Annotated in this window: 26 protein-coding genes and 1 pseudogene; 8 read left to right on the top strand and 19 right to left on the bottom strand. The window is 65.6% G+C overall.

Annotated features, from left to right (window positions below; genetic code table 11):
• Positions 1–576 precede the first annotated feature (576 nt).
• The 7 genes and pseudogenes from ASF49_RS20615 to ASF49_RS23955 form a co-directional block, all read right to left on the bottom strand.
• Complete coding sequence (locus ASF49_RS20615; RefSeq protein ID WP_056477546.1) at positions 577–762, bottom strand: hypothetical protein; 186 nt, start codon at positions 760–762, stop codon at positions 577–579.
• Positions 763–798: 36 nt separating this feature from the next.
• Entirely contained in the window at positions 799–1,338 is a 540-nt protein-coding gene (locus tag ASF49_RS20620; RefSeq protein ID WP_056477548.1) for a DUF2059 domain-containing protein, read from the bottom strand.
• A gap of 71 nt (positions 1,339–1,409) precedes the next feature.
• On the bottom strand, positions 1,410–1,787 hold the full coding sequence (locus ASF49_RS20625) for a hypothetical protein (RefSeq protein ID WP_335338472.1): 378 nt from the start codon (positions 1,785–1,787) through the stop codon (positions 1,410–1,412).
• 991 nt (positions 1,788–2,778) lie between these two features.
• The gene (locus tag ASF49_RS20630) at positions 2,779–3,045 is read right to left on the bottom strand and encodes a hypothetical protein (RefSeq protein ID WP_056477550.1); all 267 of its coding nucleotides are present in this window, start codon (positions 3,043–3,045) and stop codon (positions 2,779–2,781) included.
• 2 nt (positions 3,046–3,047) lie between these two features.
• A complete protein-coding gene (locus ASF49_RS20635) occupies positions 3,048–3,260 on the bottom strand; it encodes a hypothetical protein (protein WP_056477552.1) in 213 nt (70 codons plus the stop codon).
• Positions 3,261–3,862: 602 nt separating this feature from the next.
• Positions 3,863–4,285, bottom strand: a pseudogene (locus tag ASF49_RS24640) (hypothetical protein); the annotation flags it as partial.
• Between the two features lie 397 nt (positions 4,286–4,682).
• On the bottom strand, positions 4,683–5,012 hold the full coding sequence (locus ASF49_RS23955) for a hypothetical protein (RefSeq protein WP_156653127.1): 330 nt from the start codon (positions 5,010–5,012) through the stop codon (positions 4,683–4,685).
• A gap of 190 nt (positions 5,013–5,202) precedes the next feature.
• Here ASF49_RS23955 and ASF49_RS23960 point away from each other — a divergent pair, with 190 nt between their 5' ends.
• Positions 5,203–5,493 (top strand): hypothetical protein, encoded by a 291-nt coding sequence (locus tag ASF49_RS23960; RefSeq protein WP_162240991.1) that lies wholly within the window; start codon positions 5,203–5,205, stop codon positions 5,491–5,493.
• Between the two features lie 779 nt (positions 5,494–6,272).
• Here the strand turns inward: ASF49_RS23960 and ASF49_RS23350 are convergent.
• The 3 genes from ASF49_RS23350 to ASF49_RS20660 all read right to left on the bottom strand — a co-directional run bounded on the left by ASF49_RS23350 (position 6,273) and on the right by ASF49_RS20660 (position 10,414).
• Entirely contained in the window at positions 6,273–6,584 is a 312-nt protein-coding gene (locus ASF49_RS23350) for a DUF6894 family protein (protein ID WP_082511447.1), read from the bottom strand.
• A gap of 117 nt (positions 6,585–6,701) precedes the next feature.
• Entirely contained in the window at positions 6,702–7,841 is a 1,140-nt protein-coding gene (locus tag ASF49_RS20655) for a GGDEF domain-containing protein (RefSeq protein ID WP_056477558.1), read from the bottom strand.
• 212 nt (positions 7,842–8,053) lie between these two features.
• A complete protein-coding gene (locus ASF49_RS20660; RefSeq protein WP_056477560.1) occupies positions 8,054–10,414 on the bottom strand; it encodes a bifunctional diguanylate cyclase/phosphodiesterase in 2,361 nt (786 codons plus the stop codon).
• A 445-nt stretch (positions 10,415–10,859) separates the two neighbouring features.
• Here ASF49_RS20660 and ASF49_RS20665 point away from each other — a divergent pair, with 445 nt between their 5' ends.
• Positions 10,860–11,138, top strand: a complete 279-nt coding sequence (locus ASF49_RS20665; RefSeq protein WP_056477562.1) for a hypothetical protein — start codon at positions 10,860–10,862, stop codon at positions 11,136–11,138.
• A gap of 191 nt (positions 11,139–11,329) precedes the next feature.
• Here ASF49_RS20665 and ASF49_RS20670 read toward each other — a convergent pair whose 3' ends face one another.
• Positions 11,330–11,782 carry a hypothetical protein gene (locus ASF49_RS20670; protein ID WP_056477564.1) on the bottom strand — a complete coding sequence of 151 codons (453 nt, stop codon included), beginning with the start codon at positions 11,780–11,782 and terminating at the stop codon, positions 11,330–11,332.
• Between the two features lie 257 nt (positions 11,783–12,039).
• Between ASF49_RS20670 and ASF49_RS20675 the strand changes: the two genes are divergently transcribed.
• Positions 12,040–12,597: a hypothetical protein gene (locus ASF49_RS20675; protein WP_056477566.1), complete on the top strand. Its 558-nt coding sequence runs from the start codon at positions 12,040–12,042 to the stop codon at positions 12,595–12,597.
• Between the two features lie 222 nt (positions 12,598–12,819).
• Positions 12,820–14,142, top strand: coding sequence for an MFS transporter (locus ASF49_RS20680; protein WP_056477931.1), 1,323 nt, complete (start codon positions 12,820–12,822; stop codon positions 14,140–14,142).
• 397 nt (positions 14,143–14,539) lie between these two features.
• Here ASF49_RS20680 and ASF49_RS20685 read toward each other — a convergent pair whose 3' ends face one another.
• Complete coding sequence (locus ASF49_RS20685; protein WP_056477568.1) at positions 14,540–14,806, bottom strand: hypothetical protein; 267 nt, start codon at positions 14,804–14,806, stop codon at positions 14,540–14,542.
• A gap of 445 nt (positions 14,807–15,251) precedes the next feature.
• A complete protein-coding gene (locus ASF49_RS24785; RefSeq protein WP_272481518.1) occupies positions 15,252–15,386 on the bottom strand; it encodes a hypothetical protein in 135 nt (44 codons plus the stop codon).
• Between the two features lie 69 nt (positions 15,387–15,455).
• Between ASF49_RS24785 and ASF49_RS20690 the strand changes: the two genes are divergently transcribed.
• On the top strand, positions 15,456–15,647 hold the full coding sequence (locus ASF49_RS20690) for a hypothetical protein (protein ID WP_056477569.1): 192 nt from the start codon (positions 15,456–15,458) through the stop codon (positions 15,645–15,647).
• Positions 15,648–15,732: 85 nt separating this feature from the next.
• A complete protein-coding gene (locus ASF49_RS20695) occupies positions 15,733–15,924 on the top strand; it encodes a hypothetical protein (RefSeq protein WP_056477571.1) in 192 nt (63 codons plus the stop codon).
• A gap of 107 nt (positions 15,925–16,031) precedes the next feature.
• Here the strand turns inward: ASF49_RS20695 and ASF49_RS20700 are convergent, their stop codons facing one another.
• Positions 16,032–16,277, bottom strand: coding sequence for a hypothetical protein (locus tag ASF49_RS20700; RefSeq protein ID WP_056477574.1), 246 nt, complete (start codon positions 16,275–16,277; stop codon positions 16,032–16,034).
• 230 nt (positions 16,278–16,507) lie between these two features.
• Entirely contained in the window at positions 16,508–16,732 is a 225-nt protein-coding gene (locus ASF49_RS20705) for a hypothetical protein (protein ID WP_279292746.1), read from the bottom strand.
• Positions 16,733–17,107: 375 nt separating this feature from the next.
• On the opposite strand from ASF49_RS20705, the gene ASF49_RS23965 reads away from it, so the two are divergent.
• The gene (locus tag ASF49_RS23965; RefSeq protein ID WP_156653129.1) at positions 17,108–17,248 is read left to right on the top strand and encodes a hypothetical protein; all 141 of its coding nucleotides are present in this window, start codon (positions 17,108–17,110) and stop codon (positions 17,246–17,248) included.
• Between the two features lie 151 nt (positions 17,249–17,399).
• Here ASF49_RS23965 and ASF49_RS20710 read toward each other — a convergent pair whose 3' ends face one another.
• Positions 17,400–18,716: a polysaccharide biosynthesis/export family protein gene (locus ASF49_RS20710; protein WP_056477578.1), complete on the bottom strand. Its 1,317-nt coding sequence runs from the start codon at positions 18,714–18,716 to the stop codon at positions 17,400–17,402.
• A 637-nt stretch (positions 18,717–19,353) separates the two neighbouring features.
• Between ASF49_RS20710 and ASF49_RS20715 the strand changes: the two genes are divergently transcribed.
• Positions 19,354–20,712 carry a glycosyltransferase gene (locus ASF49_RS20715; RefSeq protein ID WP_243214839.1) on the top strand — a complete coding sequence of 453 codons (1,359 nt, stop codon included), beginning with the start codon at positions 19,354–19,356 and terminating at the stop codon, positions 20,710–20,712.
• 516 nt (positions 20,713–21,228) lie between these two features.
• Here ASF49_RS20715 and ASF49_RS20720 read toward each other — a convergent pair.
• From ASF49_RS20720 to ASF49_RS20730, 3 genes are all read right to left on the bottom strand, one after another.
• Positions 21,229–22,017, bottom strand: coding sequence for a response regulator transcription factor (locus tag ASF49_RS20720; protein WP_082511450.1), 789 nt, complete (start codon positions 22,015–22,017; stop codon positions 21,229–21,231).
• Between the two features lie 362 nt (positions 22,018–22,379).
• Complete coding sequence (locus ASF49_RS20725; protein ID WP_056477582.1) at positions 22,380–23,153, bottom strand: methyltransferase, TIGR04325 family; 774 nt, start codon at positions 23,151–23,153, stop codon at positions 22,380–22,382.
• Positions 23,154–23,432: 279 nt separating this feature from the next.
• On the bottom strand, positions 23,433–24,431 hold the full coding sequence (locus tag ASF49_RS20730) for a hypothetical protein (RefSeq protein ID WP_056477584.1): 999 nt from the start codon (positions 24,429–24,431) through the stop codon (positions 23,433–23,435).
• Between the last annotated feature and the right edge of the window lie 246 nt (positions 24,432–24,677).

A 24,677-nucleotide genomic window follows, 5' to 3' on the forward strand; every position in this document is an offset into this window, starting at 1 on the left:
CGGCACCGGCTACGCCGCTGCCGTCGGCACCAACCGCCGCGGCGAGACCGAGTTCGCCGTCGTCCGCGCCGGCCTGAACTACAAGTTCGGCTCGTACTAGGATCGACGGGACTTTTAGGTTCGGCCTAAGCGTCCCCAGCCCCGATCACCTGGCCGCTTTCGTCGTAACGCGCCTCGAGGAGAAATCCTCGGGGCGCTTTTCTTTGGTTGAACCTCGAGCCTTGACGATCGGGACCAAAGCAGGAACCAGCCGGGTCGACTCCATCAGGCTCCTGCAAATCGAGTTCCTCACACGCTCAGCCGCATGACCCGGCGCTCAATGAAGAAGACCGGCCAGCCGAAGCTATGGCTCTGCCCTTCTGCTTCAGGCGATTTCCTTGGCTCGCGCTTGGTCGATGCGCACCGAACAGATCAGCAGAACATCGCCGCTTCCGACCGGAACAGGCACATGCCAGAAGCGACGGGCTCGATCGACCCAGTGTCGATGCGGCGGTGTGCGGCCGCCCATGGTGCCAATGAGGACCTGCCGCCGCAGAGCGAACCCTCGCCGCCACGACGGCTCTGAATGCTGAGGCGCTACAAGCCTTTTTCGGCGTTCTCTTTTGCAAGCCGAAGGGCCTTGAGACGCACCGTCTTGTCCTCGACGGCCTGCTGGGTCGCGTCGTAATCGGCTCGGGCCTCGCCTCCGGCACGAGCCTTTTCCAGATGCTTGGCGGCTTTCGTCTCGCGACGATCCTGAGCGCCGCTGTCATCGCTGGTCATGCTGATGTCCCTCTTCGAGGCCGACGACCGCCGATTTCAACGCGGCTTCGGTTGGCCATTCGTGGTCCAGCCGTGTGCCTGGATCGCCTTCGCCAGCTTGCCCTGCATCTCGGGCATCACGGACTGCATCCACTGCTGTGTTCCAGCCAATTGCGCTTGGGCAAGCTGCGGCTGCGCCGTGACGAGACGCTTGCCGGCCGGCGTCGCATAGAAAGTCGCGATCGCCTGCAGGTCGTCCTTCCCGAGCACTGAGGCGAAGCTCCGAGCCTGGATGTCGAGAAGCTCGTCGTAATGTGCGGTCAGGGTCGGCATCACGACCTCCTGAACGAGGACCTGCGCCTGGTCCTGCTGCTTGATCCCGATCTGCTGCATCATCCCGACCATGGGCGCAGCGATCGCGCTCAGCAGGGCCGTACGATCGCCCTGCATCTGCATGACTACCTCTCGGGCCGCCTTCAAGGTGGCCGGGTCAGAAACGGCGGTCGGTGCCGTGGGCGCAGGCGCAGGCTGAGCCATCGCCGCGCAGGGCAGGACGACACCGAGGCAGAGGCTGGCAAGAAGGCGGGGGATGCGCATGTCTGTTCCAATCACCGGGACCGCGCGATCCAAGCGGCGCGGCTCACAGGCGCTGCTAACACACTTCCGTGTCAGATCTGCCCAGGCTGACAGCCGTAAGGTGGCACTGCGCGGGGAAACCTATCCTTGATGCGTTCGCAGCCCCAGGAGCGCAGGAAACCGGGCAGGTGCCGGTTCACCTCGATGCCGACTTCATCGTAGGGTGAGGCACCGGCCGTCACGTAGCTGTACCAGCGCCAGCCGATTGTCCCGAAGCCCGCGACGAGGATCGCGACGGCCACCGTCAGAGCTAGGGCCGCTCGCGACAGTGGGCGCTGTGCTTCGCTTGCCATGTCGGACTCCTCCCGTTTTTCGGCACCATCCGTCGCCTCATGAGCGAGGAAGCGGCAGAGGCCAAGCTCGATCCGCGTCACGGCTCGCGCCGAGCTGCCGTGGGGTTGCGGCGTCATCCCGCCTCCGAGATTGACCGCCGATTCCCCGTTGGTCACATCCTGCTGTCTCCAACAGGATGAGGCCATTTTCTACAGAATCCATGACGGATGGAACGACGGATACCTGCCAATCTCAGGGATCAAAGAGGACTCAGGCCGCGTTCACTGACGATCCCCGCTCTCGGCAGGAGGGTCGTCATGGGTCTGACCGCGTTCATTGTGTTCGTCGTTCCGTGGATGTTACTCGCAGTCTGGTTGTTCAGCTTGCCCAGTGCCATCCGTCTAGGTGCTCCCTCCGCTCCATGGCGCCCACTGGCACCCGGGCGGGACCAGATACGGGAACAGGCGCGGCGCGAGACGATTCGCAACGACATGGCCGTCTTCAGGTCAGGCTCGGCAGCCGGAAGTCCGCACGAGCCGCACACGCTTCCGCGCGGAGAAGCGTTGGGACCGAGCGTCGAGGATACTGAGCCAAGAGAATAGCAAGGGGATAGGCCGCCCCCGATGCCTCTCCGTTCAGAAGGATCGTTCTGCGAACCCGTCGCCACGATCCGCACCATCGCATCCGGCAGGGCGCGCTGCGGCTAAAGCCCGATCTCCGTCGGTGTCGCGCTCCCCGCCTCCGGCGTCGTCGGCAGGATCGGAATGGCCTTCGGGTGGTTCGGCCCGACCAAGCCGCTGGTCCCACAGGTCAGGAGCGAGAACAGGCGATGATCCGCCTCCGCGCGGTCGGGGCCTCGGCCTTGATACCGCGCAGGGCCGCCCAGGGCCGTCGGTCCGGGCTCCCCACGTTGCGCACGTCGGAGACCGGACGGCCAGAACTGCTTCGGGTTCGGGAGCTCTCGGCGAAACATATCAAGAATGCGCGCCATCCACGGCCACCTGCACGATCGGCAGCGCTGATCGGAGACGATGCCCGGCAGCGGGTTGCCCGCGCGATCCACCGAGACCCGAAGGAGGTGCCGAAGCTCGGGCCGATGCGCAGCCGACCGTTGAGGTCGCGCATGGCTCAGGTTCTCGATGGCAATCCCGCGCTCGTCGGGCCACCCGTCGTGTCGAGCTTGGCCCGGCACGTCAGGCCGTAGACGTTGGGCGTCCGGCTTCCCGCTTCGCGCTGGAAGCGACAGGTTTGTGTGAGGGTCAGGTACACGTCCAGCATCGAGGCTTGCGCCCCGAAGCGCTGGCGCAGTCGCTCGACTCCGTAGGACCCCCGTCGCCCGCAGGGGCTGCACAGGACCACGAGGCGTTTGGCCTGGACATCGCACAGACGCTCCATGGTCAGGCGTCCCGATCAGTCGGTAAGGCGCCGCGGACATAGCCGTAGGAGATCCGTCGCTCAGCCGTCGTCAGCTTCGCCTCGAGGCGCAGGATGTCCTCGATGGCTTGCAGCAGGGCACGGCGCGCGTCGCCCGCGGCCGCTTCCTCGTAGGCCAGGGCGATCCTCTCGACCTCGCTCATGGACGCCATCTCGGCCATCTGCGCTGCGGTCATCGTCCTGGTCCTGGTCCTAACGGGCACAAAACAGGAACACGCTGAACCAAAGCGGGTCAAACGCTTTGTGGAGACCCTGTGTAGACCGAGGATAGGCAGCCGAATGTCCTTGCCAGGAGGTGCGTCACGCTGGGCGCGAAAGTCTGGCAAGCGCGAAGAAAGACCCGCCGCGGCCGGCGGCCGGGCGGGTCTCGGACCGTGGATCGGCGCGCCCGGGCCCTTACAGGCTCAGGAAGGCATTGGCCGAGCCGACGATGGTGAAGGCAAGGCCACCCGCGAAGGCGGCGATCATCGCGTAGGAGAAGCCCTCCAGCAGCATCGACGCGTCTCCGCCGATCAGCAGCGGTTTCCGCCGGAGGTCTGGCCGTATTGCTGGGTGGGGAAGTTCTGCTGGTTGGCGTTGCCCTCACGCGGTGGCGAGGGCGGCGATACGGGTCTTCATGAAAGTTTGCGAGCTCCTTCACAGTACGAACCAGGTCTCTGGTGCGTTTCTCTCTGTCTGAACCTCATATGGGAAGGACTTTCCCGTCTCGACGTGTCGGAGGACACGCGCTGCGCGGGATTAAGGCCGAGCGCCGCGCATCCGATCTTTGGCTATTCTGGTACGGGCCGCGGAAGAGGCCGCCTAAAGCCTTGCGTCCGAACAAGGTATACCAGCGTCGGCGCCGGTGTTCCGGCCGATCGTGGTGCCTGTGGCAGCGCTGACCGGAGACCGCGCGGTTCTTGTCCGCGATGTTCGCCAGGTCAGGATCGCGATGGGCGGTGGCGAGGACCACGCGGGTCGTTCGGACAGTCCCGAGCCCGTCGTCTGCCCCGACCGCGAGGCAGACGAAGCGACCGGCTCTATCCCGCCAGGATCCCGCCTCTCCGTCCTATCAGCGGCCATCGCCGCGGTGGTGGACGGTTTGCCCATGCGGCCGAGCGCGGACCTCGCACCTGCCACCTGCGCGCGTGAAGTGGATGACGGCCGAGAGCTGGAGCCGCTCGATGGGATCGACGAAGCGGTGCGCGCGCCGGATGGGCATGGCCGCAAAAGGCCGTGCTTCGTGCCCCGAGGGCCAGGCCTTCGTTCACGGATCAGGTCCGACCCGGCTTGCCCGCCTGCAATCCGGCCGGGGGTACGATCTTTGATCGACCAGCCCTACATCCGGATCGAACATGGAGGGCATGTCGTGTTGACAGTGAAGGGGATCGATCCGAGCGGCAGGACCATGACCTTTGCCTGCGGTACGGACGAGCAGGCGATGGAAAAGACGTGGGAGCTCCGGCGCCGGGGCTTCCGGGACGTCGTGGTCATCGACCACAAGGGCAAGGAACTCGGGGACGCTGCCTTCGAGCGATCCTTGGAGATCGAGTGGGACTGACGTGCTTCAGCAGGCGCCGGCTGCAACGTGGAAGCCGGTCGGAGTGCAACGAGGACACCTACTCGGTTCGGTACTTTCCGCGCCATCTACGGCGATTGATGTGCTTTTTGAGCTCAGGTAGCTGCGAAGGCAGAAGTTCGTGCGTCCTCGTTGGAGCCGGTAGGACAGGCTTCAAATCATCATTCGGAACTTTGTCGTTTTTCGTCGTTCCGCGGGCCGCCGGTAGCACCCAGGCGATCGCCGACAAGCCGACGAACATCGTCAGGCCGAAGAGTCCGCTCGAAATGCCTTTCCAGGAGGGCTCGGGCTGAATCATCATCGAGATGATCCCGCCGAACGCGAAGGCCGCGGCAAGAATGCGAAAGAGGTCGGAAGTCGTCATTTCCATGAGAGGATCGATCAGGGTAATTACCAGTCGATGAAAGGGCTCATGGCTTTACACGCCAGGTCTCAGTTTTACACTGCGAAGCGGCCAAGAGGGCATCAGGGTGCCGACACAGCTTTGTTCGGATATTGATCACGCGCTGTCAGCGGCCTGTGAACATGTCGGTGGTCCTGAGAGTCAGACTCCTGGATTCGTGGATGACGTCATGCGCGTGGTCGATGGAGCCCTCCGATTCCTCGAACAGGACCGCGGCATCTGGGAGGCCCGCCGAGCCGTGCTCGAACGGCTGGAGAGTGCTGCGCAACGGATCGATCGCGATAGGACCGGACTTTATGACGGACGTTCCAAGCGAGCCATCGAAACGGCGCGGGCGCATGCAATCCAAACGATCAGAGATCTGCAGGCGCAGATCATGCGGCACGGCTGCGTGAACGCTGCGGGTGACCGGGTTGGGCTCGGAAAGGCCGGCGCGACCATCTCGTAGGAACCGGCGTGCGCATCGAGAATACGGGCGGATCAGTCCGTAATCGCATGCAGGCGTCCCTGTCGTCCCACGATGCCTATCGAACGCCGAGCTGCGGTGCATGCGTTCGAACGACCGGGAAGCTCCGGTATCCTGCCGGTGCACTTACAGGAATGCGACGGAGCCTGCCGACGTCACTGAAGATCCAGCCGCCTGACGAAGCGCTCCACCTTCGGGTGCGCGGACGCAACCAGCGCGGCTGCGCCGAAGGCGCCGAGAGCATGACGAGCACGGCCTGGTCAGCCATTCCGCTGGCGGATACGTGAGCAAGATGACGCGCTGTCGTGTGGCCGCCTGCATCACCGTGTTGTCAGTCGGACCCGGCGCCCCCAAAGGCGGCCCGCGCCCCAACCGGTGAGATAGAGGATCAGAGCCGCGAGCGTGGCCATTCCGGCGGGTCGGAGATCGGGCATTCCGGAGACGCTGCCATGCTCAACCAATTGGAGAGGCGATCCCGCAGCGTTCGGGTTCATGGGAACGCCACCCAGCATCGTCATGCGTCGACACTTCTGAGCCGGATGAAGCGGGTCCAGACCTCCTCCCAGACAGGCAGGAAGCGGTCGGGCCTCCCAGACGGCTTGCCCTGCGAGCGCGATAGCCAGCAGCAGGCAGGGAACTGCAAGGGTAAGGCCCATGCGCTGCTGCCGTAACAATCGATCCACGGCCTCGCCTCCTCGGTTGGGTACGCCGTTGCAGGCCCCGCCTTAAATTGGTGGGGGACTTCGGGATGCCCCTGCCTCTCACGCGGGCCGGCTGGCGGACGGCCGATGCTTGGGAGAGCGTGGCCGACGTCTCCGAGACGGCGGCGGCCCATCCTCGTCCGGCAACAGATCGGTGAACGGCACCGTGAACAGATGCCGATGCTCGGCATCGGCCACCGAGAACCGATAGCTGGTCAGCTGCGGATTGCGGCTGCAATCCCCGTGCGAGGTGAACCCGGCTCCGTGACGGGCCAGCGTCAGTGCCGCCTCATCATCGGTGCAGTCCAGCCCCTGATAGTCCAAGCACACGAGGCCGGACTGGGATTGTACGTCGAAGAAATATGTCGGCATGGCGCGCTCCGCCCCTGCCCCCTCTCGAGGCGCTCGGGCTGTTGGTCGCCCTGGCCTCACGGCGCGAGTGTCGCGCCAATCCGGCCGGCTGTCACCCTGCCTTCCACCGCCGTCGGATCAGGCCGCCTCGTCGATCGCCGCGAGGGCGCTGCAGCTCTTGCCGCTGCCCTTTGCCGCGTAGAGGGCCTGGTCGGCGGCCGAGAGCAGGCTCGTCAGATCGGTGCCATGCTCGGGGGCCAGCGCGATGCCGATGCTGACGCCGACCGTCACGGTCCGATCCGGGTTCAGCGTGAAGGGGACGCAGATCTGCGAGACGATTCGTTCGCTGAAGGCGATCAGTGCAGCGGGGGCCAGGATGTCGGTCAGGACGACGAACTCGTCGCCTCCGATGCGCGCGACGACGTCCCGAGGGCGCGCGCCTTCCCGGAGGCGTTCCGCGACGGCCTGAAGCAACTGGTCGCCCGTGCCGTGGCCATGGGTGTCGTTGATGGCCTTGAAGCCGTCGAGGTCGAGGTAGAGCAGAGCGGCGAGACCATCGCGTCGTGCGGCGATCGCTTCGGCCAGGCCGGCCCTGTTCAGCAGGCCTGTCAGGCTGTCGTGCTGGGCCCGGAACGCCTGGTCGCGCTCGGCCTGCATGGTGGCGACCAGCATCCGGTTCAGGCGAAACCCGGCGGCGCTCATGCTGGCGAGATAGAACGGGATCTGCAGGAACGTGATGAGGAGGAGCGGCTCTCCGGTAAAGGGCGCGGCGAGGCAGCAGGAGCCGAGGGTCAGGACGATCATCGCGCCCGCCAGCCGCGGGGCTCCGAAATTGCGGAACGAGATCCCCCCGACCATCGCTGCCGCCGAGAGGCACGCCAGGGTCGCCGCGACCCAGTCCCCGCTGGCCAGGCTGATGAAGGTCCCGTAGCCGACGCTCGCGGCCCAGGCGAGGCCGAGCAGGATGTAGAGGTCCGTCGGGGTCCTGCGCCGGGCGACGGCGGCGCGCTGCGCGATCACCAGCACCAGGAGGCGGGCGATGCAGATGCTGAACTCCAGTGCGCACCAGAGCAGGAAGGATGGGTGCGGGATTCGGTAGGCGAGGAGCGTCGAGACCGAGAGGGTGTTGAGGACGCCTCCGGCGAAGATCGGTAGCGTGCCGAACAGGCTCGCGATCAGGGCGGTGCGGATCTCCTCCGGCACGTCGCGGCCGGCATCGGTCAGCCACCGCGTCACGCGCCAGCGGGGAAGGCTGAACAGCCGTGAATCGTTCTGCATCGAACCACCTGGAACCCGTGGATGAACGGCCCCCGTGGCGCCTGACGATCTGAAGGATGCCGGGCACCTGCCTCGTCCCGATCGATCGCCCGGATTGGGTTAAGATTCACACCATCACGCGTCTCGTGCCGTGCCCTGGGAGCACTCGCAGTGCTTTCGCCCGCGAGCCGCGCGGCCTTCGCCGGGCCGGATCGATGCGGTCGCCGATGCGGCTAGGCGGCCTGACTGCCCACCTCTGGAAAAGCACTCTCCAGGAGACGGGCAGGGCGGCCGATCAGGTAGCCCTGGACCGCGTCGCATCCGATCGCGCGCAGGAGATTGAGCTGCTCGCGGCTCTCGACCCCCTCGGCCAGCGTCGGGATGTTCATGTCCCGGCCCATCTGCGTCACGGCCTTGATGACGGCCAGGGACTGGCGGTCGTGCAGGGCCGTGGCGACGAAGCTACGATCGATCTTGATTCGATCGAGGGGGAGGTCACGCAGGTGGGCCAGGGAGGAGTAGCCCGTCCCGAAATCGTCCATCGCGATCTTGATGCCGAGCCCGCGGAGGGCATCCAGGGTGTGGGCGATCTGCGGTCCGTCCTCGACGAGCGCCGTCTCCGTCAGCTCGAGTTCGAGGCGGCCCGGCGGCAGCCCGCTGCTGGCCAGGGCATCGGCGACGTGCGAAAGCAGAAGGGGCGACCGGAGCTGCACCGCGGAGACGTTCACGGCCAGATGCCGCTCGGCCGGCCAGTTCGCCGCCTCGCGGCAGGCCTGCTCCAGCACCCACCGCCCGATCGGGACGATGAGACCATTCTCCTCGGCGAGGGGGATGAACTCGTCCGGCGAGACCAGTCCCCGATGCGGGTGGTTCCACCGGATCAGGGCCTCGCACGACACGATCCGGTCGCTCGCGAGGGACATGATCGGCTGGTAGACGAGGTGGAGCTGTCCCTGGGCGAGCGCCCCGCGCAGATCGTTCTCGAGATGACCGCGCTCGGCGATGGCCTCGATCATGCCGGGCTGGTAGCTGATGGCCAGCCCACGGCCACGGCGCTTGGCCTCGTAGAGCGCGATGTCGGCGCGCTGCATCAGATCGCTCGGGCTGGTGCTGTCGTCGAGGCTGCACACGCCGATGCTGCAGCCGATGACCACCGTCACGCTCTCAAGCGCGTACGGCTTCTCGATCTCGGCCACGATCCGGTCCGCCAAGGTCTTGGCTGATCCGGCATCGCGCGGGGTCAGGATCGCCAGCTCGTCGCCGCCGTGCCGCGCGATGAATCCATCCGTGCCGATCACGGCGCGAAGCCGGGTCGCGACTGCCACGAGAAGCTGATCCCCGACGGCATGCCCGAAGGTGTCGTTGACGAACTTGAAACGGTCGAGGTCGATCAGCAGGAGAGTCGATCGTGCGGCATCGTGGTGATCGGCGAGCATCCGCTCGTTGAGCGCGCGCCTGTTGCACAGGCCGGTCAGCGGGTCGTGATAGGCGAGCTGCGAGATCTCCTCCTGGGCAAGCCGGTCCCGGGTCACGTCGTCATAGGTCAGGACGGCGCCGTCGGCGACGGGCTGACAGGCGATCGACAGGATGCGGCCGTCGTCGAACCGGTGTTCGACGCGGGTCTCCTCGCCCTTGCTCATCCAGAGCCAGTGATTGTCGATCACACGCCCGATGCGATCGACGTCCCACCCGTTGACCGCACCGGTGGCCTTGAGGAAATCATCGAGCCGCATCCCGGGGCGCAGGCTCTCCGGCGTCAGGCCGAGCATGCCGACGAGGCGCTGGTTGTAGAGCTCGATCCTTCCGCCGGACGAAATCTTCAGGATGCCGTTGGACATGTTCTGGAGCGCCGTCGCCAGGACGTTCAGATGCGCCTGTTCCCGTGCTTCGAAGCGCTGCGTCGCGGCCAATGCGACGAAGGCGCCGGTGATCAGGATCGCTGCGCCGCCCGCGGTCAGGATGCCCAGTGCCACCTGGATGTTCGAACCGAGGCCGCCGACACGCTGCCCCTCCACGACCGTGCCGGCGAGGGAGGTGAAGTGGGTTCCGCACACGGCCAGGACGATGAGCGCACAGGCGACCGCACCGAATGGCCGCCGGGCCGGAAGCAGGCTCGCGACGGCCATCACCCCCGCTCCGAGCAGGTAGGCCAGCATGTTCGCCGTGGCCGACTGGCTCTGCGTGCAGCCCTCCAGGGCGGACATGCCGGTGATGTGCATCGCGCCGATGCCGAGGCCCGACACCGCGCCGAAGAGGCCGCGGCACGGGCGGCTCGCCGGCAGGACGGAGAGGGCGAGGGGCAGGCCGACCGCGAGGACGGCGATCAGCGCGGACGCGACCGTCGTCCCGTAATGATAGCTCAGGACGAGATCGCTCCGGTACCCGAGCATTCCCATGAAATGCGTCGTCCAGACGCCGAGCCCCGCTGCGAGGGCCGTGCCGACCAGCCACGGGGCGCGCCGTGCCGGGAGAGCGGTCTCCGCTTTCCGCAGGAGGTGCACCGTCAGCCACGCACTGAGGGTGCAGATCGTCGCTGCGGCCAGGACAGAGATGACTGCCTGACTGTCCAGAAATGTTGCGAGGGTGAGCATCATGCGCCAGATCTAGCGCGAAAGGCCTTGAGTCTCCGTCAAGAGCTTGGGTGAACGAGGCGTTATTTCGTCTACCAAACGACTGGGTGCGCGCTGAATTTTTATCATAGATCAAAAGACTATCGAGTGCGCACGACTTTGTGAACGCGCGAAAGTGGCTTGGTTGTCTGGTGAAGGTGTTCGAGCCTCCTGGTGTGCCGAACTTCGGGCCTGGGGATCCCCGCGTGTCGATGCGGCCGCGGAGGTTCTCAGGTCGGGCTTCACACCACCTGACGCGCGCCGTTCGAATTCGGTGCCAGCTCGATCCGCGATTCGTCCGTGCATCCCTGCTCGGCACCGGTTAGAACACAAAAAGAACATGCAGGGTCTGCGGCCGTGCAGCGCGGCCCTCCGTACCCAGTTCCGTCGGCCCGAGACGCTACGGCCGGCGTGAGAGAAAGGCTCGAGGATGGCATTCAAGACGAAATCCGCGGCCGAGACGAAGGCCGCCGACTTGGCGTCCGCCCTGATCAGGATCGCCGATCGCGAAGGCGCGCCGCTGAACATCGGCGTCGACGCGCTTCGGCAGAGCAACCCGCGCCTGACGCCGCTGGCGATCGGTCAGACGTTCCGCAAGCATCGGGACAGTCTCGACGCGGCGCTGGCCGAGCGTGGCTACGTCCTCGTCGCCTATGCCGACCAGGGCCCGGGCGGGGGCATGGCGTTCGAGATCGGGACGGACGACTGAAAGGAACGGCCATTTCGGCCGAACCTCAACGCAGTATCATGGATTCCGTAATCGCCCGCCGACCCGCCCCGCCCGGGCGTCGGCTCCGACGCCGGGGTTCCCATCACGGTGACGGGGCGGGCTCCGCGAAGGCAGCGCCTCGCCGATGGGCAGCAAAGCGGATCCGTCCCGGTCCTCGAGCCCGAACGGGTCTAACCTGCGGGTGGGGTCAGCACGAGCTTGCCCTCGAACGGGGCCTTGCGGTTGCGGGTGCTCGTGCAGGCGTAGGTTTCCTCGCCCGCCTTCATGGTCCGGATGCGCAGGACGCCCTTGCCGTTCTGCTTGACCAGGTATCCTTTCTCGCTCGCCACGTGGACGAGGTCGCCGTCGGCATGCAGCACGTTGGCGTTCTCGAACTGTCCCGGCGCCGTGATGGTGATGGGCTCGGCAGCCTGACTCACGACGTGAAGCTCCACGTTCGTATTGGCCGGAAGCTTCAGTTCCGCCGGCGCACATACGGGTTTGTCGCCATCCATCGTGATCGTGAGTTCGACGGGCGGCATCACGTCACTCGAGGCCGGCGGCAGCGGCTTGCTCTGGGCAAGGGCCGCGCTCGCGAATGAAGTGGCGGCCAGCGCACCGAGTCCGAGCACTGCATATCGCATGGGTTTGACCTCGACAGATCTGAGTTGACAGTCTGGGAAGGGGCCGCGGCGGGTCGGAGTTCCGGCACGCGGCGGGTGGCCGCAAGGGCGGTCCGGTGCGCGGCCGCCTCATCGCAAGCTCCGACCCATCGCATGTGTCGGCAAGGGGTAGGCGACATTGCGTCCGCTTGAGGGTCGCGGGCGCCGTGCCATCTCGAAGAGCGGCACCACGACGGGCGACATCCGCCCTTCGCAGAGGCGTCCACGCCGAAGGCTGCATGGCAACGTTCTTCACGGCCGACACACATTTCGGGGATGCCTCCCTCGTCCAGCGGCGGCGCCAGGCGTTCGGAGCGGTGGAGCGTCACGACGAGGCCCTGATCGCCCGCTGGAACGCGGTCGTCGGTGTGGGCGACGAGGTCTGGCACCTGGGCGACTTCGCGGCCGGCGCCAGCCGCGCGCATTGCGCTGCGGTCTTCGCGCGGCTCAACGGCATCAAACGCCTCGTACGCGGCAACCACGATACCAACCGTGTGCTGGAATTGCCCTGGACGGACCCACCCGTGGAAAGTGTCCGCATCACGGTGCCGGATCGCGAGGGGCGCGCCTGGCGGCTCTTCCTCTCGCACTACCCGCACCGGTCCTGGCCGGGTTTCTGGCGCGAGACCCGCCACCTGTACGGGCACACCCACGCCTGCCTGCCGGACACGACTCGATCCTGCGACGTCGGCGCGGATGCGTGCGACTACCGCCCGGTCGACTTGGCGACGCTCCTCGCCCGCCAGGAGGCGGCCGGGCAGGCGCCCGAGGAGATGGCGGCGCGGGGCATGCGCTGAGCCGTCGGAGCGGGCGTGCCGGAAGCTTCCGGCGCTCACGGCTTCGCGAGGGGAGCGGCGATCGCGATGCCCGTTGGCTCCCGTTCATGCGAGCGGCGGCACGAGGCAGACGCGCGGTTCGCGCGGGAACGGCCCCTTGTAACGAGCCTCGGAAGAGAGCGACGCGACCCGTCCGGTAGGGCGACCTCGAGACACCAGCCCTCCGAACCTGAGGATATGACGATGCACACGGACGAGACGACCGAGGGCGCGCCGCGCCTTGAACGCAAGGCGGTTGCCGCGGTGGTGCTCGGCAACGCCCTCGAGTTCTACGACTTCACGATCTACGCCTTCTTCGCCAAGCCCATCGGCGAGGCGTTCTTTCCCGCGCAGAACGCGACCGACAGCCTGCTCGCCTCCCTCGCCCTGTTCGGCATCGGTTACGTCATGCGGCCCATTGGCGGCGTCCTCATCGGAGCCTTCGCGGACCGGGCCGGGCGCAAGCCCGCCATGCTGATCACCATCGCGCTGATGGCCATCGGCATGGTGATGCTGGCGGGCTCCCCTGGCTACGCCACCCTGGGGGGCTGGTCGCAGGTCATCGTCATCGTGGGCCGGCTCATCCAGGGACTCGCCCTCGGGGGCGAGGTCGGCCCCTCGACCGCCTACCTCCTCGAGGCCGCGCCCCCGAAGCACCGCGGCTTCGTGGCGAGCTGGCAGATCGCCAGCCAGGGCTGCGCCGCGCTGATCGCCGGCCTCGTCGCCTCGGCCCTGACCTACGCGGTCGGCGATGACGCGATGGCGAACTGGGGCTGGCGGGTGATGTTCGCGCTCGGCATCTGCGTCGTCCCCGTCGGCCTGATCATCCGCAGCCACCTGCCAGAGACCGCGGGGGAACGGACCGACCCGGCCGCGGCCGATTCGACCCTCGCGGTGGTCCGGCGCCTGGTGCGCGAGCACGGCCGGATGCTGCTCCTGACCTTCCTCATCATCGCGGCCTCCACCGTCTCGAACGCGGTGGGCACCAACATGCCGGTCTACGCCCAAGCCACCCTCGGGCTCACCGAGACGATCTCCACCGCCGTGCCGATCGCCCTCGGCCTCGCCTCCATCGCCTTCCCGCTCCTCGGTGGCTGGCTCGCCGACCGGTTCGGCCGGCGCGCGGTGATGATCTGGCCCCGCGCCCTCATCGTGGTTCTGACTGTGCCCGCCTTCGCCTGGCTCGTGCGCGAGCCGACCGGCCCTTCGGTCTATGCCGTGACCTTCCTGCTGTCGGCCCTGTCCTCGATCAACGCGGCGGCGATCATCGTGGCGATCCCCGAATCGCTGCCGCGGGCGGTGCGCAGCGCCGGACTCTCCATCGTCTACGCCTTCTCGGTCTCGGTCTTCGGCGGCAGCACGAACTACGTCGTGAACAAGCTGATCGCCCTGTCGGGCGATAAGCTGGCTCCGGCCTACTACCTCGTGGCCTTCAGCGTCGTGGGCACGGTCGCGGCGCTGCTCATGCCCGAGACCCGTGGCCGGGATCTCGGGGCGGAGGCGGGGCGGTATCCAGACCGGCCGTGATGGGCAGACCGAGCGATTCCGAGAGCCTCGCGGCCCGACCGGGCCGGATCGCGTCGACGACACCCGCGATGACGCCAAGGCCGTAGGCGATTCCGCGTGCGCCGCGATCGCCTGGGCGAGTGCCCGAGGTTTCTGCGCGTGGACGTCCGCGACGACCTGGATCCGGCGGATGGGCTTGGCCGGGGCGCCCCTTCGTCGCGTCTGAGGTCGCAACGAAGCGGGATCCGCCGCGGCCGGGGCCGGGCGGATCCGCGAGGGCAATCCGTGCGAACGGAGCTTACAGGCTCAGGAACGCGTTGGCCGAACCCGCGATGGTGAAGGCGAGGCCGCCGGCGAAGGCACCGATCATGGCGTAGGAGAAGGCTTTCAAGAGCATCGGGTTACCTCTTCTCCTCGATCAGCAGCGGTTTCCGCCCGAGGTCTGACCGTATTGCTGGACCGGAAAGTTCTGCTGGTTGGCGTTGCCCTCCGCGGCCGAGCTCATCGGACAGCTATTGGGATTCCGAAGAGGTGCGGTGCTGCGCATCTCGATCGATCCGGTGGTTTCGACGTCGTAGGGCGAGAACACCGTGTACCGGGAGGGGCTGTCATAGGCCATCGCGGACGAGATCGGAGCAAAGCCAAGGACAAAGGCAGTGGCGAGAGCGGCGATACGGGTCTTCATTTTAGCTGACAAGCTCCTTCACAGTACGAACCAAATCTGCTGGTTCGTTTCTTTCTGTCTGACACTAAGATGGGGTATGAATTTCATCCTTGACGTGTCGGGGAACACATGATGAGCCGGATTAAGCTCGACGACGAAGATCCATTGTCGATGTCTTCGACGGATGTTTTGCATTTTATGCCCTAAAGTTCTGCACCCAAAGCAGATATACCAGCGTCTGCGGCGTCGATGCGTCCGGCCACGATCGATCTGTTTCGCATGACCGAGGCTGCGCCGGCTTGCCGTGGCGTGGCCATGCGCGGGGCGGGACAATCGTCGCGATATGCCGAGCATGGGTAAGGGCGCGAGACTGCGTGAGGGCCGATCGGCCGGTACGATATGGGATCCGCCGGATGTGGGCGGTCCGCCGGCTCATCGCGCAGGAGGGGGCCTCCCTCGGATTGGCTTAGGCCGCCGCCCGGTCGATGGGCTTGACGTGGAGCACGCCAGCCTCGGCACGCGCACCTGATGCGCGTCCCGCGCGCATCGCCGTGAACCAGCGCTTGCCGGAGGCGTTGCGTGCCTGAAGATGCGGACGCATCCGGGAGCGGTTCCCCGCGCGGTGCCACCCGGTGGGGATTGGCCGGGGCAGGTCTGAAGCCGAGGCTCGATGGATTGCGAAGCGGTGGCGGCTCGGGTGCTCGAGCTCATGGTCGAGAACACGGAGTTGCGCCTGCAACTGGCCGAAGCGCAGGAGCAATGCATCGAGATGGCCGTGGATGCCGGAGCTCTCCAGGCGGAGATCGATGCGCTGCGCGACGAGGTCGCGAGCCTGCGGGCGGGGCGAACGGACCCGCGTTAACGATACGTTAGTCATACGCGTTGCGCTATTACCGGGTGCCCAAGCGTGCCAGGCACGGGCCGATATCGAAGGCGAGGGAGTTTCCATGCAGCTGATCGTCACCGGCAGACAGAACGACAGCGAGGTATCCTTTCAGCGGTCGTCCCCCGACGACGCCTTGCAGATGGCGCGGGACCTGGAAGCCAGCGGATTGCATGCGGTCAGCATCAGCGACATCACGGGGCGGGCCTATGAGCCCGACGAGTTCGATGCCTGCTTCGTACGGTTATCGGACTGAGCCGTGGCGACGGCGGTGCCCGGGACCGCCGGGGCGCAATGGCCTGACGAGACGGTGCACCTCACGGCCTTCCGGCTCTCTGGGCGAGGGGCAGCCGGGCGGACAAGCTAATTCGGTCGCGTGACCGACCGTGGCTCGGCCTCGCTCTCCGCAGGTGCGAAGCGTGCGAGGCGGCCCAGGCTCGCTTCGCTAAGGCCGCCCGCATTGGCGAAGGTCGTCAGCGCAACGCTGACGAGCATCTCGGCTTCCTCCTTCGACATCTCCGTGCCGTACATGACGCTCGCGACGCCGCGCGTCGCCTGTACCGCCTTGCAAAAGGCCGCATCCGCTCTCAGGTCATCGTGCCGGGTCATCGCGCACCCCTGTCGTCGGGGCATTCTCCGGTGGATGCCCCCAGCCTTGCGATAACCGCCCTCGCCGTGTCGAGAGTTCGGGGCTTCGTTGACGCAGGCCGTCGTCGCGCGATCGAGGATCGCTACGGTCCGGATCGGTCGGCGCGATGTCCGATGTCTCTCCGACCGGAGGTGGCGGCCCGCGTGCCGCGGGATCGTCGGGTGCCGTCGCGAGGGCAGTCAGGGGCGGCTTAGGCCGCGGTCAGGCGCTTCGTGTTGGCAGCCACATGTTCGCGGTAGCGGGCGATGACGGTCTCGGGCGAACCGCCCATCATCAGGGTTCCGGCCGCCTCCATCGCGGCTTCGATCTTCTCGGCCACCATGGACTGCATCTCGTCCCGGCCTTCGCGGCCGCCCCATGCCAGGCGCACGAGCCGAAGCTCGACGACCTTCTGAGCCTCGAGGGCAAGCATCATCGTCGAGAGAAAGGGATTGTACACGGCACACTCCTCGCCGCGGGCAGATGCGGCGAAGGTCAACCTCGCCGCGTCGCCGAATGATCCCTGCCGGTACAGGGCCGGGCACTGCGTGAGACGCATGCCGATCGGAACGGAGCACACGCATATCCGGCGCCACGCGTCGCCGACGCCGCATCCGCGTTCTGTCGCGAAACCGCCATCGATCCGATCCATGGCGGGGCACCGATCGCCGTCCCAGTCCCCGGACGGGACGCATTCCGGTCCATCGAGCCCGGATCGGACGTTAACGGTTCGTCAACCGTATTCCATGATCGTTCTGGTGCGGGCAAATGTAGGCCGGTCCGTCACGGGGGACTGTCTATGGACGACATCATGGCAGCACGGGAGGATGCAGGCGGACGTTGGGTCTCCGACCCGCATGTCTGGCACATCGCACCGATCACCCTGGTCCTGAGCGCCGCTCTCTGGACGCTCATCAGCCTGGTCGTGGCGCTCTGCCTCAGGATGATCTGAACACCGGCACGGGACCCCGTCCCTGCGCCTCGATCCATGTGCCCCGAGGTCGAGGATATCCGAGTGTCGCACCGCAGGCGGAGCGATCCGACCGCGGCTGACGTGATGGCCGCACACGCATTGCGCCCCGAACCATTTCTCGAGCCAACCCTCAGCGTGCGAGCGTGGGGCCGGATGCCTCTGCCGCGGGAGGCAGGATGGCTGCCTCGTGACGCAGTTGCGGGTTGTAGTCGGGCAGCTTGAGTTCCACGGTCAAGGTATCGCCGGGCAGGAGAATGTCCGTATCGATGGCCGGCACCGTCTCGCCCCCGGACGGCGTCCGTCGTGTGATCGTGTAGTTCTGGACCGGTCGGGTTCGGCTCCGCTGCAGCAGCAACGGGGCTGACAACTCGGACTCGCTCAGCAGCCGCTGCGTCGTCGCATACTTCGCCGTGACCGTGTCGATCTTGCCCTGAACTTCCCGAAGCTCCGTCGTCACGTCGCCGGCCCGCTTGTTGCGCAGCTCCAGCAATCCGATCTCGGTCCTCGAGATTTCCTGGAAGCCTTTCATCAGGCTGACGCTCAACTTGATCTTGTCGCTCTCACTCTGGGCGACGGAGCGTTCCATCGCGAGCTGGCGCGAGGTGACGGCGAGACCCTTGTCGACCAACGTGATCAGGGTCTGAAGCTCGCGCTTGATCAGCGAGATCTGCTTGTCCTCGAGGACCAACTGCTCCTTGAGGGAATCGATCTCCTTTTCGACATGTGCCCGCAACTGAACGAGTGCTGCCGTCTGGGTGTCAAAAGCCTCTCGACGGGCCGAGAAGATCGCCTGTTCCTGCCGCAGGGCCGTCGTGAAGGCGCTGTCCGAGCGGTAACGCTCCAGGGTCGTGGGCGGCTGGAAGGTCTTGCTGCCGCTGAGCTCGGCCTCCAGGCGCGATCGGCGGATCGACAAGGTCAGCCACTCGACGAACTGAAGGCGCAGGTCGCCTTCCGAAGTGATCATCTCGCGTTCCAGCCGCAGGGGTCCGAGGTCTCGGGACTGCAGCACGCCGCCCGCGATCGCCACCGCCTGAAGGACTGTGAGTCCCGGCCTGTAGGGATAGTCGCCAGACTTCATGACCTGGCCCGTGACGTAGAATGGGCGGTATTGGATGATTTCGACCGAGACGTCAGGCTGACTCTTCAGTCCGAGGTTGCGCTTCAGTTGTTCAGAGATCCTGGCTGACAGCTCGTTGGTTGTGGTCCCATCCGCCTCCAGCTGGCCGACGAGGGGCAGCATGACCGTTCCGCTTGGACCGACGTTGTACTCGTCGTTCAGCGATTCCCATTCGTAGATTTCATCGCGCGACGGGCGCCACTCGAAGGCCTTGACCCTGATCTTGTCCTGCGGCGCGAGGCGATATTCGTCCGCTGACGCGGGACACGCCACCACGAGCGCAACGGCGGCCACGAAGAAGCCGCGCAGGAAAGGGGAGTGAGTGTGCATGGAACCTCTCGCTTGCTCAGGCATCGAAGCGCAGCGGCGACGATTAAGGGACCACGGTCTCCACGCGCATCGGACTGCCCGTGAGAAGCCGTTCAACGGAACACCGTCGCGCGAGCGGTCATAGGACGCCCCTGCGGAGCCGCGGCCCGCGACCCTTCGGCCGGTCACCGACACTGGTCCGCCGCGTGTCAGAGCCAGGGCGCGCGAGACCTTCGTGGCGCCTGCGTCGGCCTGAGCAGAGCTTGGACCTGCGCCCACCGGGAAGGGTGCCCATCATGTCGTCTCGCTTACGAAATCTCGCTTGCCGCAGGATAGGCGTAAGCCGGTGCGGCGGAACCACCGCTTTTCGGGCGATTGATCGGTCTCGCCCTGTCCGAAAGGCGTAGCATCGCGGCGTTTTCAGTCTCGGGACCCGTCGCGCCGGCTTGTCCGGGCGCGAATGCTCAAGCCCCCGCGACGTGACCTACGGTGTAAAGCCGCTCCAGCCATCGCTGCGTGTTTGTGCCCAGTCTTCCCGGACGCCCAGGACTGCGAGCCGGACCCTGTAATCGTTCGGTGCCTTTCAGGGTGCCAAAAGGGGTAGTCGGCACAATAGAACGGCGTAGGCCACTCGTCGATCGACGCCCGATCTCATCCGATGATCTGTCCCTACCGCACTTTGCATTCGTGGCGACGTCCGGGAAGGCTGACCACAATGCGGTTCAGGCCATCAAACCGGAAGAGCCCGTTCCGAATGTCCAGCCAGATTCTCAGCCATCCGGCGGCCCTCGCGACCCTGGCCGCCTCCGCCGCTCCGTCCTTCTCGGTTGTCCCGAAGCCGGAGACCTGGGACGCCGGTGTCGAGACCCGCCAGGTGTCCGACCTATCGGTGGCCGTCGTGCATGACTGGTGTCCATCGTTCCGCGGAGGCGAGCGGGTGCTGTCCGCCCTCTGTCGCATCTTTCCGAAGAACGATGTCTATACGCTGTTCGATTTCCTGGAGGATTCCGTCAAGGACGAATTCTTTCCGAATAAAACATTCTACACGTCTCCGGCCAACAGCCTGCCGTTCATCAAGAAATACTATCGATCCCTGTTCTTTGCCTGTCCGTTCCTGATCGAGCAGTTCGACGTGACGGGCTACGACGCCGTGATCTCGTCCTCCGCGGCCTTTGCCCGTGGGGTCATCACCCATCCCGACCAGCCGCATCTCTGCTACGTGCACAGCCCGGCGCGCTACGCATGGGACGAGCAGTTCTCCTACCTGAACGAGGCGAAGCTGGGATTCGGGCCGAAGGGGCTGCTCTACCGCATGATGCTCCATCATCTGCGGACCTGGGATACCCGCACGGCGAACGGGCCGGACATGATGCTCGCGAATTCGGAGTTCGTCAGGCGGCGCATTCGTCAAGTCTACGGTCGCGATGCGCGGGTCGTTCATCCGCCCGTCGACTTGAACGAATCGGTCTACGGGCGGGAGAAGGACGACTACTACGTCACCGCGTCCTTCCTGGCGCCGTACAAGCGCACGGATCTCGTCGTGGAAGCCTTCCGGACGATGCCGCACAGGCGCCTCGTCGTGGTGGGCGAAGGTCAGCAGTCCAAGAAGCTGCGCGCCATGTCCGCACCCAACATCACCTATACGGGATATCTGCCGCGGCAGGATTACCTCGAAACCGTCGCGCGCGCGAAGGCGCTCATCTTCGCCGGATGCGAAGATTTCGGGATCGCGCTCGCCGAGGCTCAGGCATCCGGCACGCCCGTCATCGCGTTCGCGCGCGGGGGAGCCGTGGACATCGTGCGACCTCTCGGCAAGGACCGGCAACCTACGGGAATTCTCTTCCGGGAGCAGACCACGGGAGACATCCAGGCCGCGGTCGAACGTTTCGACGATCGCAGGCATGAGATCCGGGCCGAGAACTGCCGCCTGAACGCGCAGCGCTTCTCCGTTCAGCGCTTCGATACGGAGATCGCCGCAGCCTTCGCCGACGTGCTGGAGCAACGAGCTTCCGTCTGAGCTCCCTCGGCCGCGCCCGGACCGTGTCCGGGCGGTGCATTCGAAGCCGAGCGCTGCGGCGTGGGGCGCGGTCCAAGGAACTCTCGTTCAAGGTCGTGGAGACCTGATGCGCTGCGGACGCATCGGCCCCGCGCGAAGCGGTGGTACCGAGCGAGGAGGCGGCCCGTCGCGAGCGACTGGATGGCAGCACCCGCGGGGGCGGATCGTCTGGAGGGATGCTCGACAGGAAGCGTTCGCGATCGAGCCGGGTGCACCGTCCGTGATCATCGGCGGGGACTGGTAGGGCGTGTTGCGCTCACCATCCGGCATCGAGAGATGCCGGCCGTCGATCCGAGCGGATCGATCGCATCTCCGTGGCGACCGACTGAGTTCTGCGTGCCGCTTCGGGCGACCGCCCACCGGCGGTACGAACGCTCCCGGACACGCCGCTACGATGCGGCGTCCCCGGGAGCGGTGTACGGAACAGTCCTGCATCGGCGATGCTCCCAACCGGACACCGCCACATAGACCCTGTGGTCACATGGCATGGACGTCGCGGTTCCATTCCGACGGGGCGTGTGGCCGCGCGTCGTGGCGGAACGCGTTGATGAGGACTGCAACCTCGGTCCGGTTCTTTGCCTTGAGCTTGCGCATGATGTTGCGAACGTGAACCTTGACGGTGCTTTCCTGCATGCTGAGTTCGTAGGCGATCACCTTGTTTGCCTTGCCGCTGCGAAGCGCATCGAGGACGGCCGCCTGGCGGTGGGTGAAGATCGCATCGCCGACATGCAGTGCCAGGGACGGCGGCTTCACGGGAGTCCGGGCGGCGACGAGGCTGTGAGCCGGCACGTAAGTCCCGCCGGCCTTGACGAGGCGGATGGCCTCGACGGCCACGCGGATCGGAAGGTTCAGGGGAACGTAGCCGCGGACACCCTTCCCGAGCATCTCCAGGATGCACTCGATGTTGTCCTGCTCAGCGAGCACCATGATCGGCAACAGGTTTCCAGCTTTCGCCAGGATATCGAAGTCCGAGAGCACGTCCTGGCGGCTGCGTCCCCCGCCCGAAAGCATGAGGACCACCGCGGATTTTCCGGCTCCGCTGGACATCCAGTCCTCAACCGTCGCGTGAGCCGAGACCTTGAAGGTTGAGAATGATTCGACACCTTTGACGAAGCATTCGCGAATGAAATGTCTGGGTTCGATGAGGATAATCGTACCGTCGACCGCGACGCTGTTGATCTCTATAGCCGTCTCACTGTCGGAATTGTCGTGAGTCTGTAACGCCGCTTTCTGAATGGTCGAGCGCGATCCATTAAGGACGTACATGACTCAAAGTCCCTCTGTTGTTCATCACATTTATCAAGTTCTTAGTTTTCCGACGTTTCGGCTTTTTGGGCGCCAACGGAGATCTTAATACTTCATTAACTTCTTAGGCGGAAGTGGCCGCCCCTACCACTTTGGGGTTACGTGGGCCGAATCGACTGTTGTCTCAGAATCCGGGCGGGCGGAGGCGGGGCGATCTTCTCAGGATCGGCTTTTCGCGACTCGCGCAGCACATGCCCTTGATTGGCGCTGATCTCGGGACGGGAGATCGTTGCTGCTCTCTCTTCTCTCACCGATCGTGTTGGACGGGCAGCCGGCGAGTCCTGTTCGAACGAAGTGGCAAGGATCCTGTGGATGGCTCGCGCTCAGGCTCGGATCCAGGCCTGGCCGATCATGCCCGCTCTCAATTCACCCGTCTGATGCGGGACCTTGAATCGGCGGCCCGGAATGTCCCACTGGTTCAGCTTCTCATAGCCGAGACCTTCCCGAACCTTCGTGAGGTAACCGTCCGTCACCACCCGGTGCGGCATGCGCTCGCGGTCGAAGGATTCGAGCGTGTAGAAATCCTGGTCCGAGACCGAGACCTTGTTGATGATGATCATTCGAGGGGCAGTGCGCATGTCCGCGACGATCTGATCGACAAATCTGTCCGAATACTGCAACGAGCCCGAGCACAGGAGGACGTCGCAGTCTGCCGCGGTGTCGAGGCTTTCGTGGTAGCTCAGGCCTGCGTCGTCCGGCCGTATCCTGCGCCGCCCCTCTCGGCAGATCGCGGGGACGTCCACGACCTGCCACGCGATGCCGGGCGGAAGCGGCATGGCATTCCGATAGGCGTGATACTTGACGCCGACATGTCCGCCGAAATCGGTGACGACCTTGAGCTGCCGCTCCTGATGGAACCTTTGAAGAAAGAACATCACCGGCCAGTCGAAGGGGTGTACGGCCTGGAAGGTTTCAAGGTTGATGGTCACGACGCGATCGCTGTCGTAGGTCGCTCGCTTCGGCTTCGACAGAAAACTCTCAGCAGCGGAGCGGCTCGGAAAGCAACCCCAATAGGCGCCGTAGCCGATTCGAAAGCGGGTATTCAGGAATGCGGATTGGCGGACCTGCTTCAACCCGGGCGTCGACCAGATGCTCATGCGAAGATGACTTTCGTTCCGGGCGGAGTGGATCCCGATCTCGCCCTCTGACCATGACAGCTCTGCCCGCGGGCCGGCGGAAGTCGATCCGTCCTTCGCGTGAAGTGCGGTACGCCATTCGGGGAGGTCCGCGGGGTCGCGAGGGGCCGTTCGTCGCGCGGACCGATGGGGTCGGTACCTCGCCTCGACCAGAGAGAGGGGAGCCACGAATCTCCCTCCACGTCGCCTTGGCCGCGCGCGGGTGACCTCCGGCCGCCGGCCTCGACGGCGGCTGTCGGGCTAGCGCGAGCAGGTATCCGTCCGTTTTCGGGAGCCGTCGGCCATCACCCGCTTCGCGGCGGTGAAGGCAGCCTTGGTTCCGCCCAGCGCCCACTTGCCGTTGCCGGTCTTCGTCAGGCGCACCAGGCCCATGTAAGCCTCGTCCCCGGGCGCCCAGTAGGCTTCGTCCAGCAGTTCGTAGATGAACGCGCCCTCGATTCGATAGGTCTGCGCGAGATCGAGAAACCGGCGCATCTGACACTGGAGGCCGCTCGCCTGCCCGTCCTCACCGTCGCGTTTGCTGCCGTAGGCGTGGTTGAATTCGGTCACCCAGATGGGCCGTCCGTAGGTTGCCAGGACCTTCAGGGCCAGTTCGGGATCGCCGTCGTAGTGATGCCAGACGGAGATTTCCCACGGGATGCCGTCCCGCTTCAGGCGCTCGAAGATGCCCACATGCCCCCAACCGGCCGACCCGATCGCGCGGACGGCCTCCGGATCGGCGGAGCGCGCGCCTTCGGAGAGGCCTCGCAGCACGGCCGCAACCTTGAGGTAGCGCGGTCCATAGTATTCGAGCGGTCCCCACCCGCCGGCGGGACCCCATTCGCAGGGATATTGCGTTCCGTCGTCGCGACGCTCGCAAGGCTGGATGATCGCGTGGTTCTCGAGTTCGTTGCCGAGCTCCCAGACCGGGATGTCGTGGCCGAACCGTCGCACGAATGCTTCGGCGAATTCGAAGCTCTTCCGATAGAGATCCGGCTCGGACTCCGCCGAGAGGGAGACAGGCGGAATCAGGATGGGCAGGATCGTGATCGAGTGCCGCTTCGCGGCCGCGATGAGCGCTGCGAGCTGATCGGCCTTGTCGAGGCTCGTCACGTCGACCCGGTACGACTTGGCACCCAGGTCGTTCAGGATCACCAACTGCTCATCGAACGTCACGCCAGGATAGGAAACGAGCGGATGCCCGTTGACCCCCCAGAGAATCTCGGCGTGGAGACCCGAAGTCAGGAGGAAGAGGTTCAAGACTGACTGTGCCGCAGTCCGACGGATGGATCTCATGAATGACATCACGGCCCGAACTTTCGGATCAATCTGACGTTGTGATCTTGGACCTTATCCAGTTTTCGGCACAGTCATTCCTGTTTAAAAGGGCAAAGGACCACTCAAAAGGCGTAGGGGCGCAGTCGTAAGCAGGAATTGAAACGAAGAGGCCCGTCCTATCAGTCTGACCCCCGCCGGCCATGTGCCGTTGTCCGGGTCTCAAGACTG

It is taken from the genome of Methylobacterium sp. Leaf104, from assembly GCF_001422885.1.
Taxonomy (GTDB): Bacteria; Pseudomonadota; Alphaproteobacteria; order Rhizobiales; family Beijerinckiaceae; genus Methylobacterium.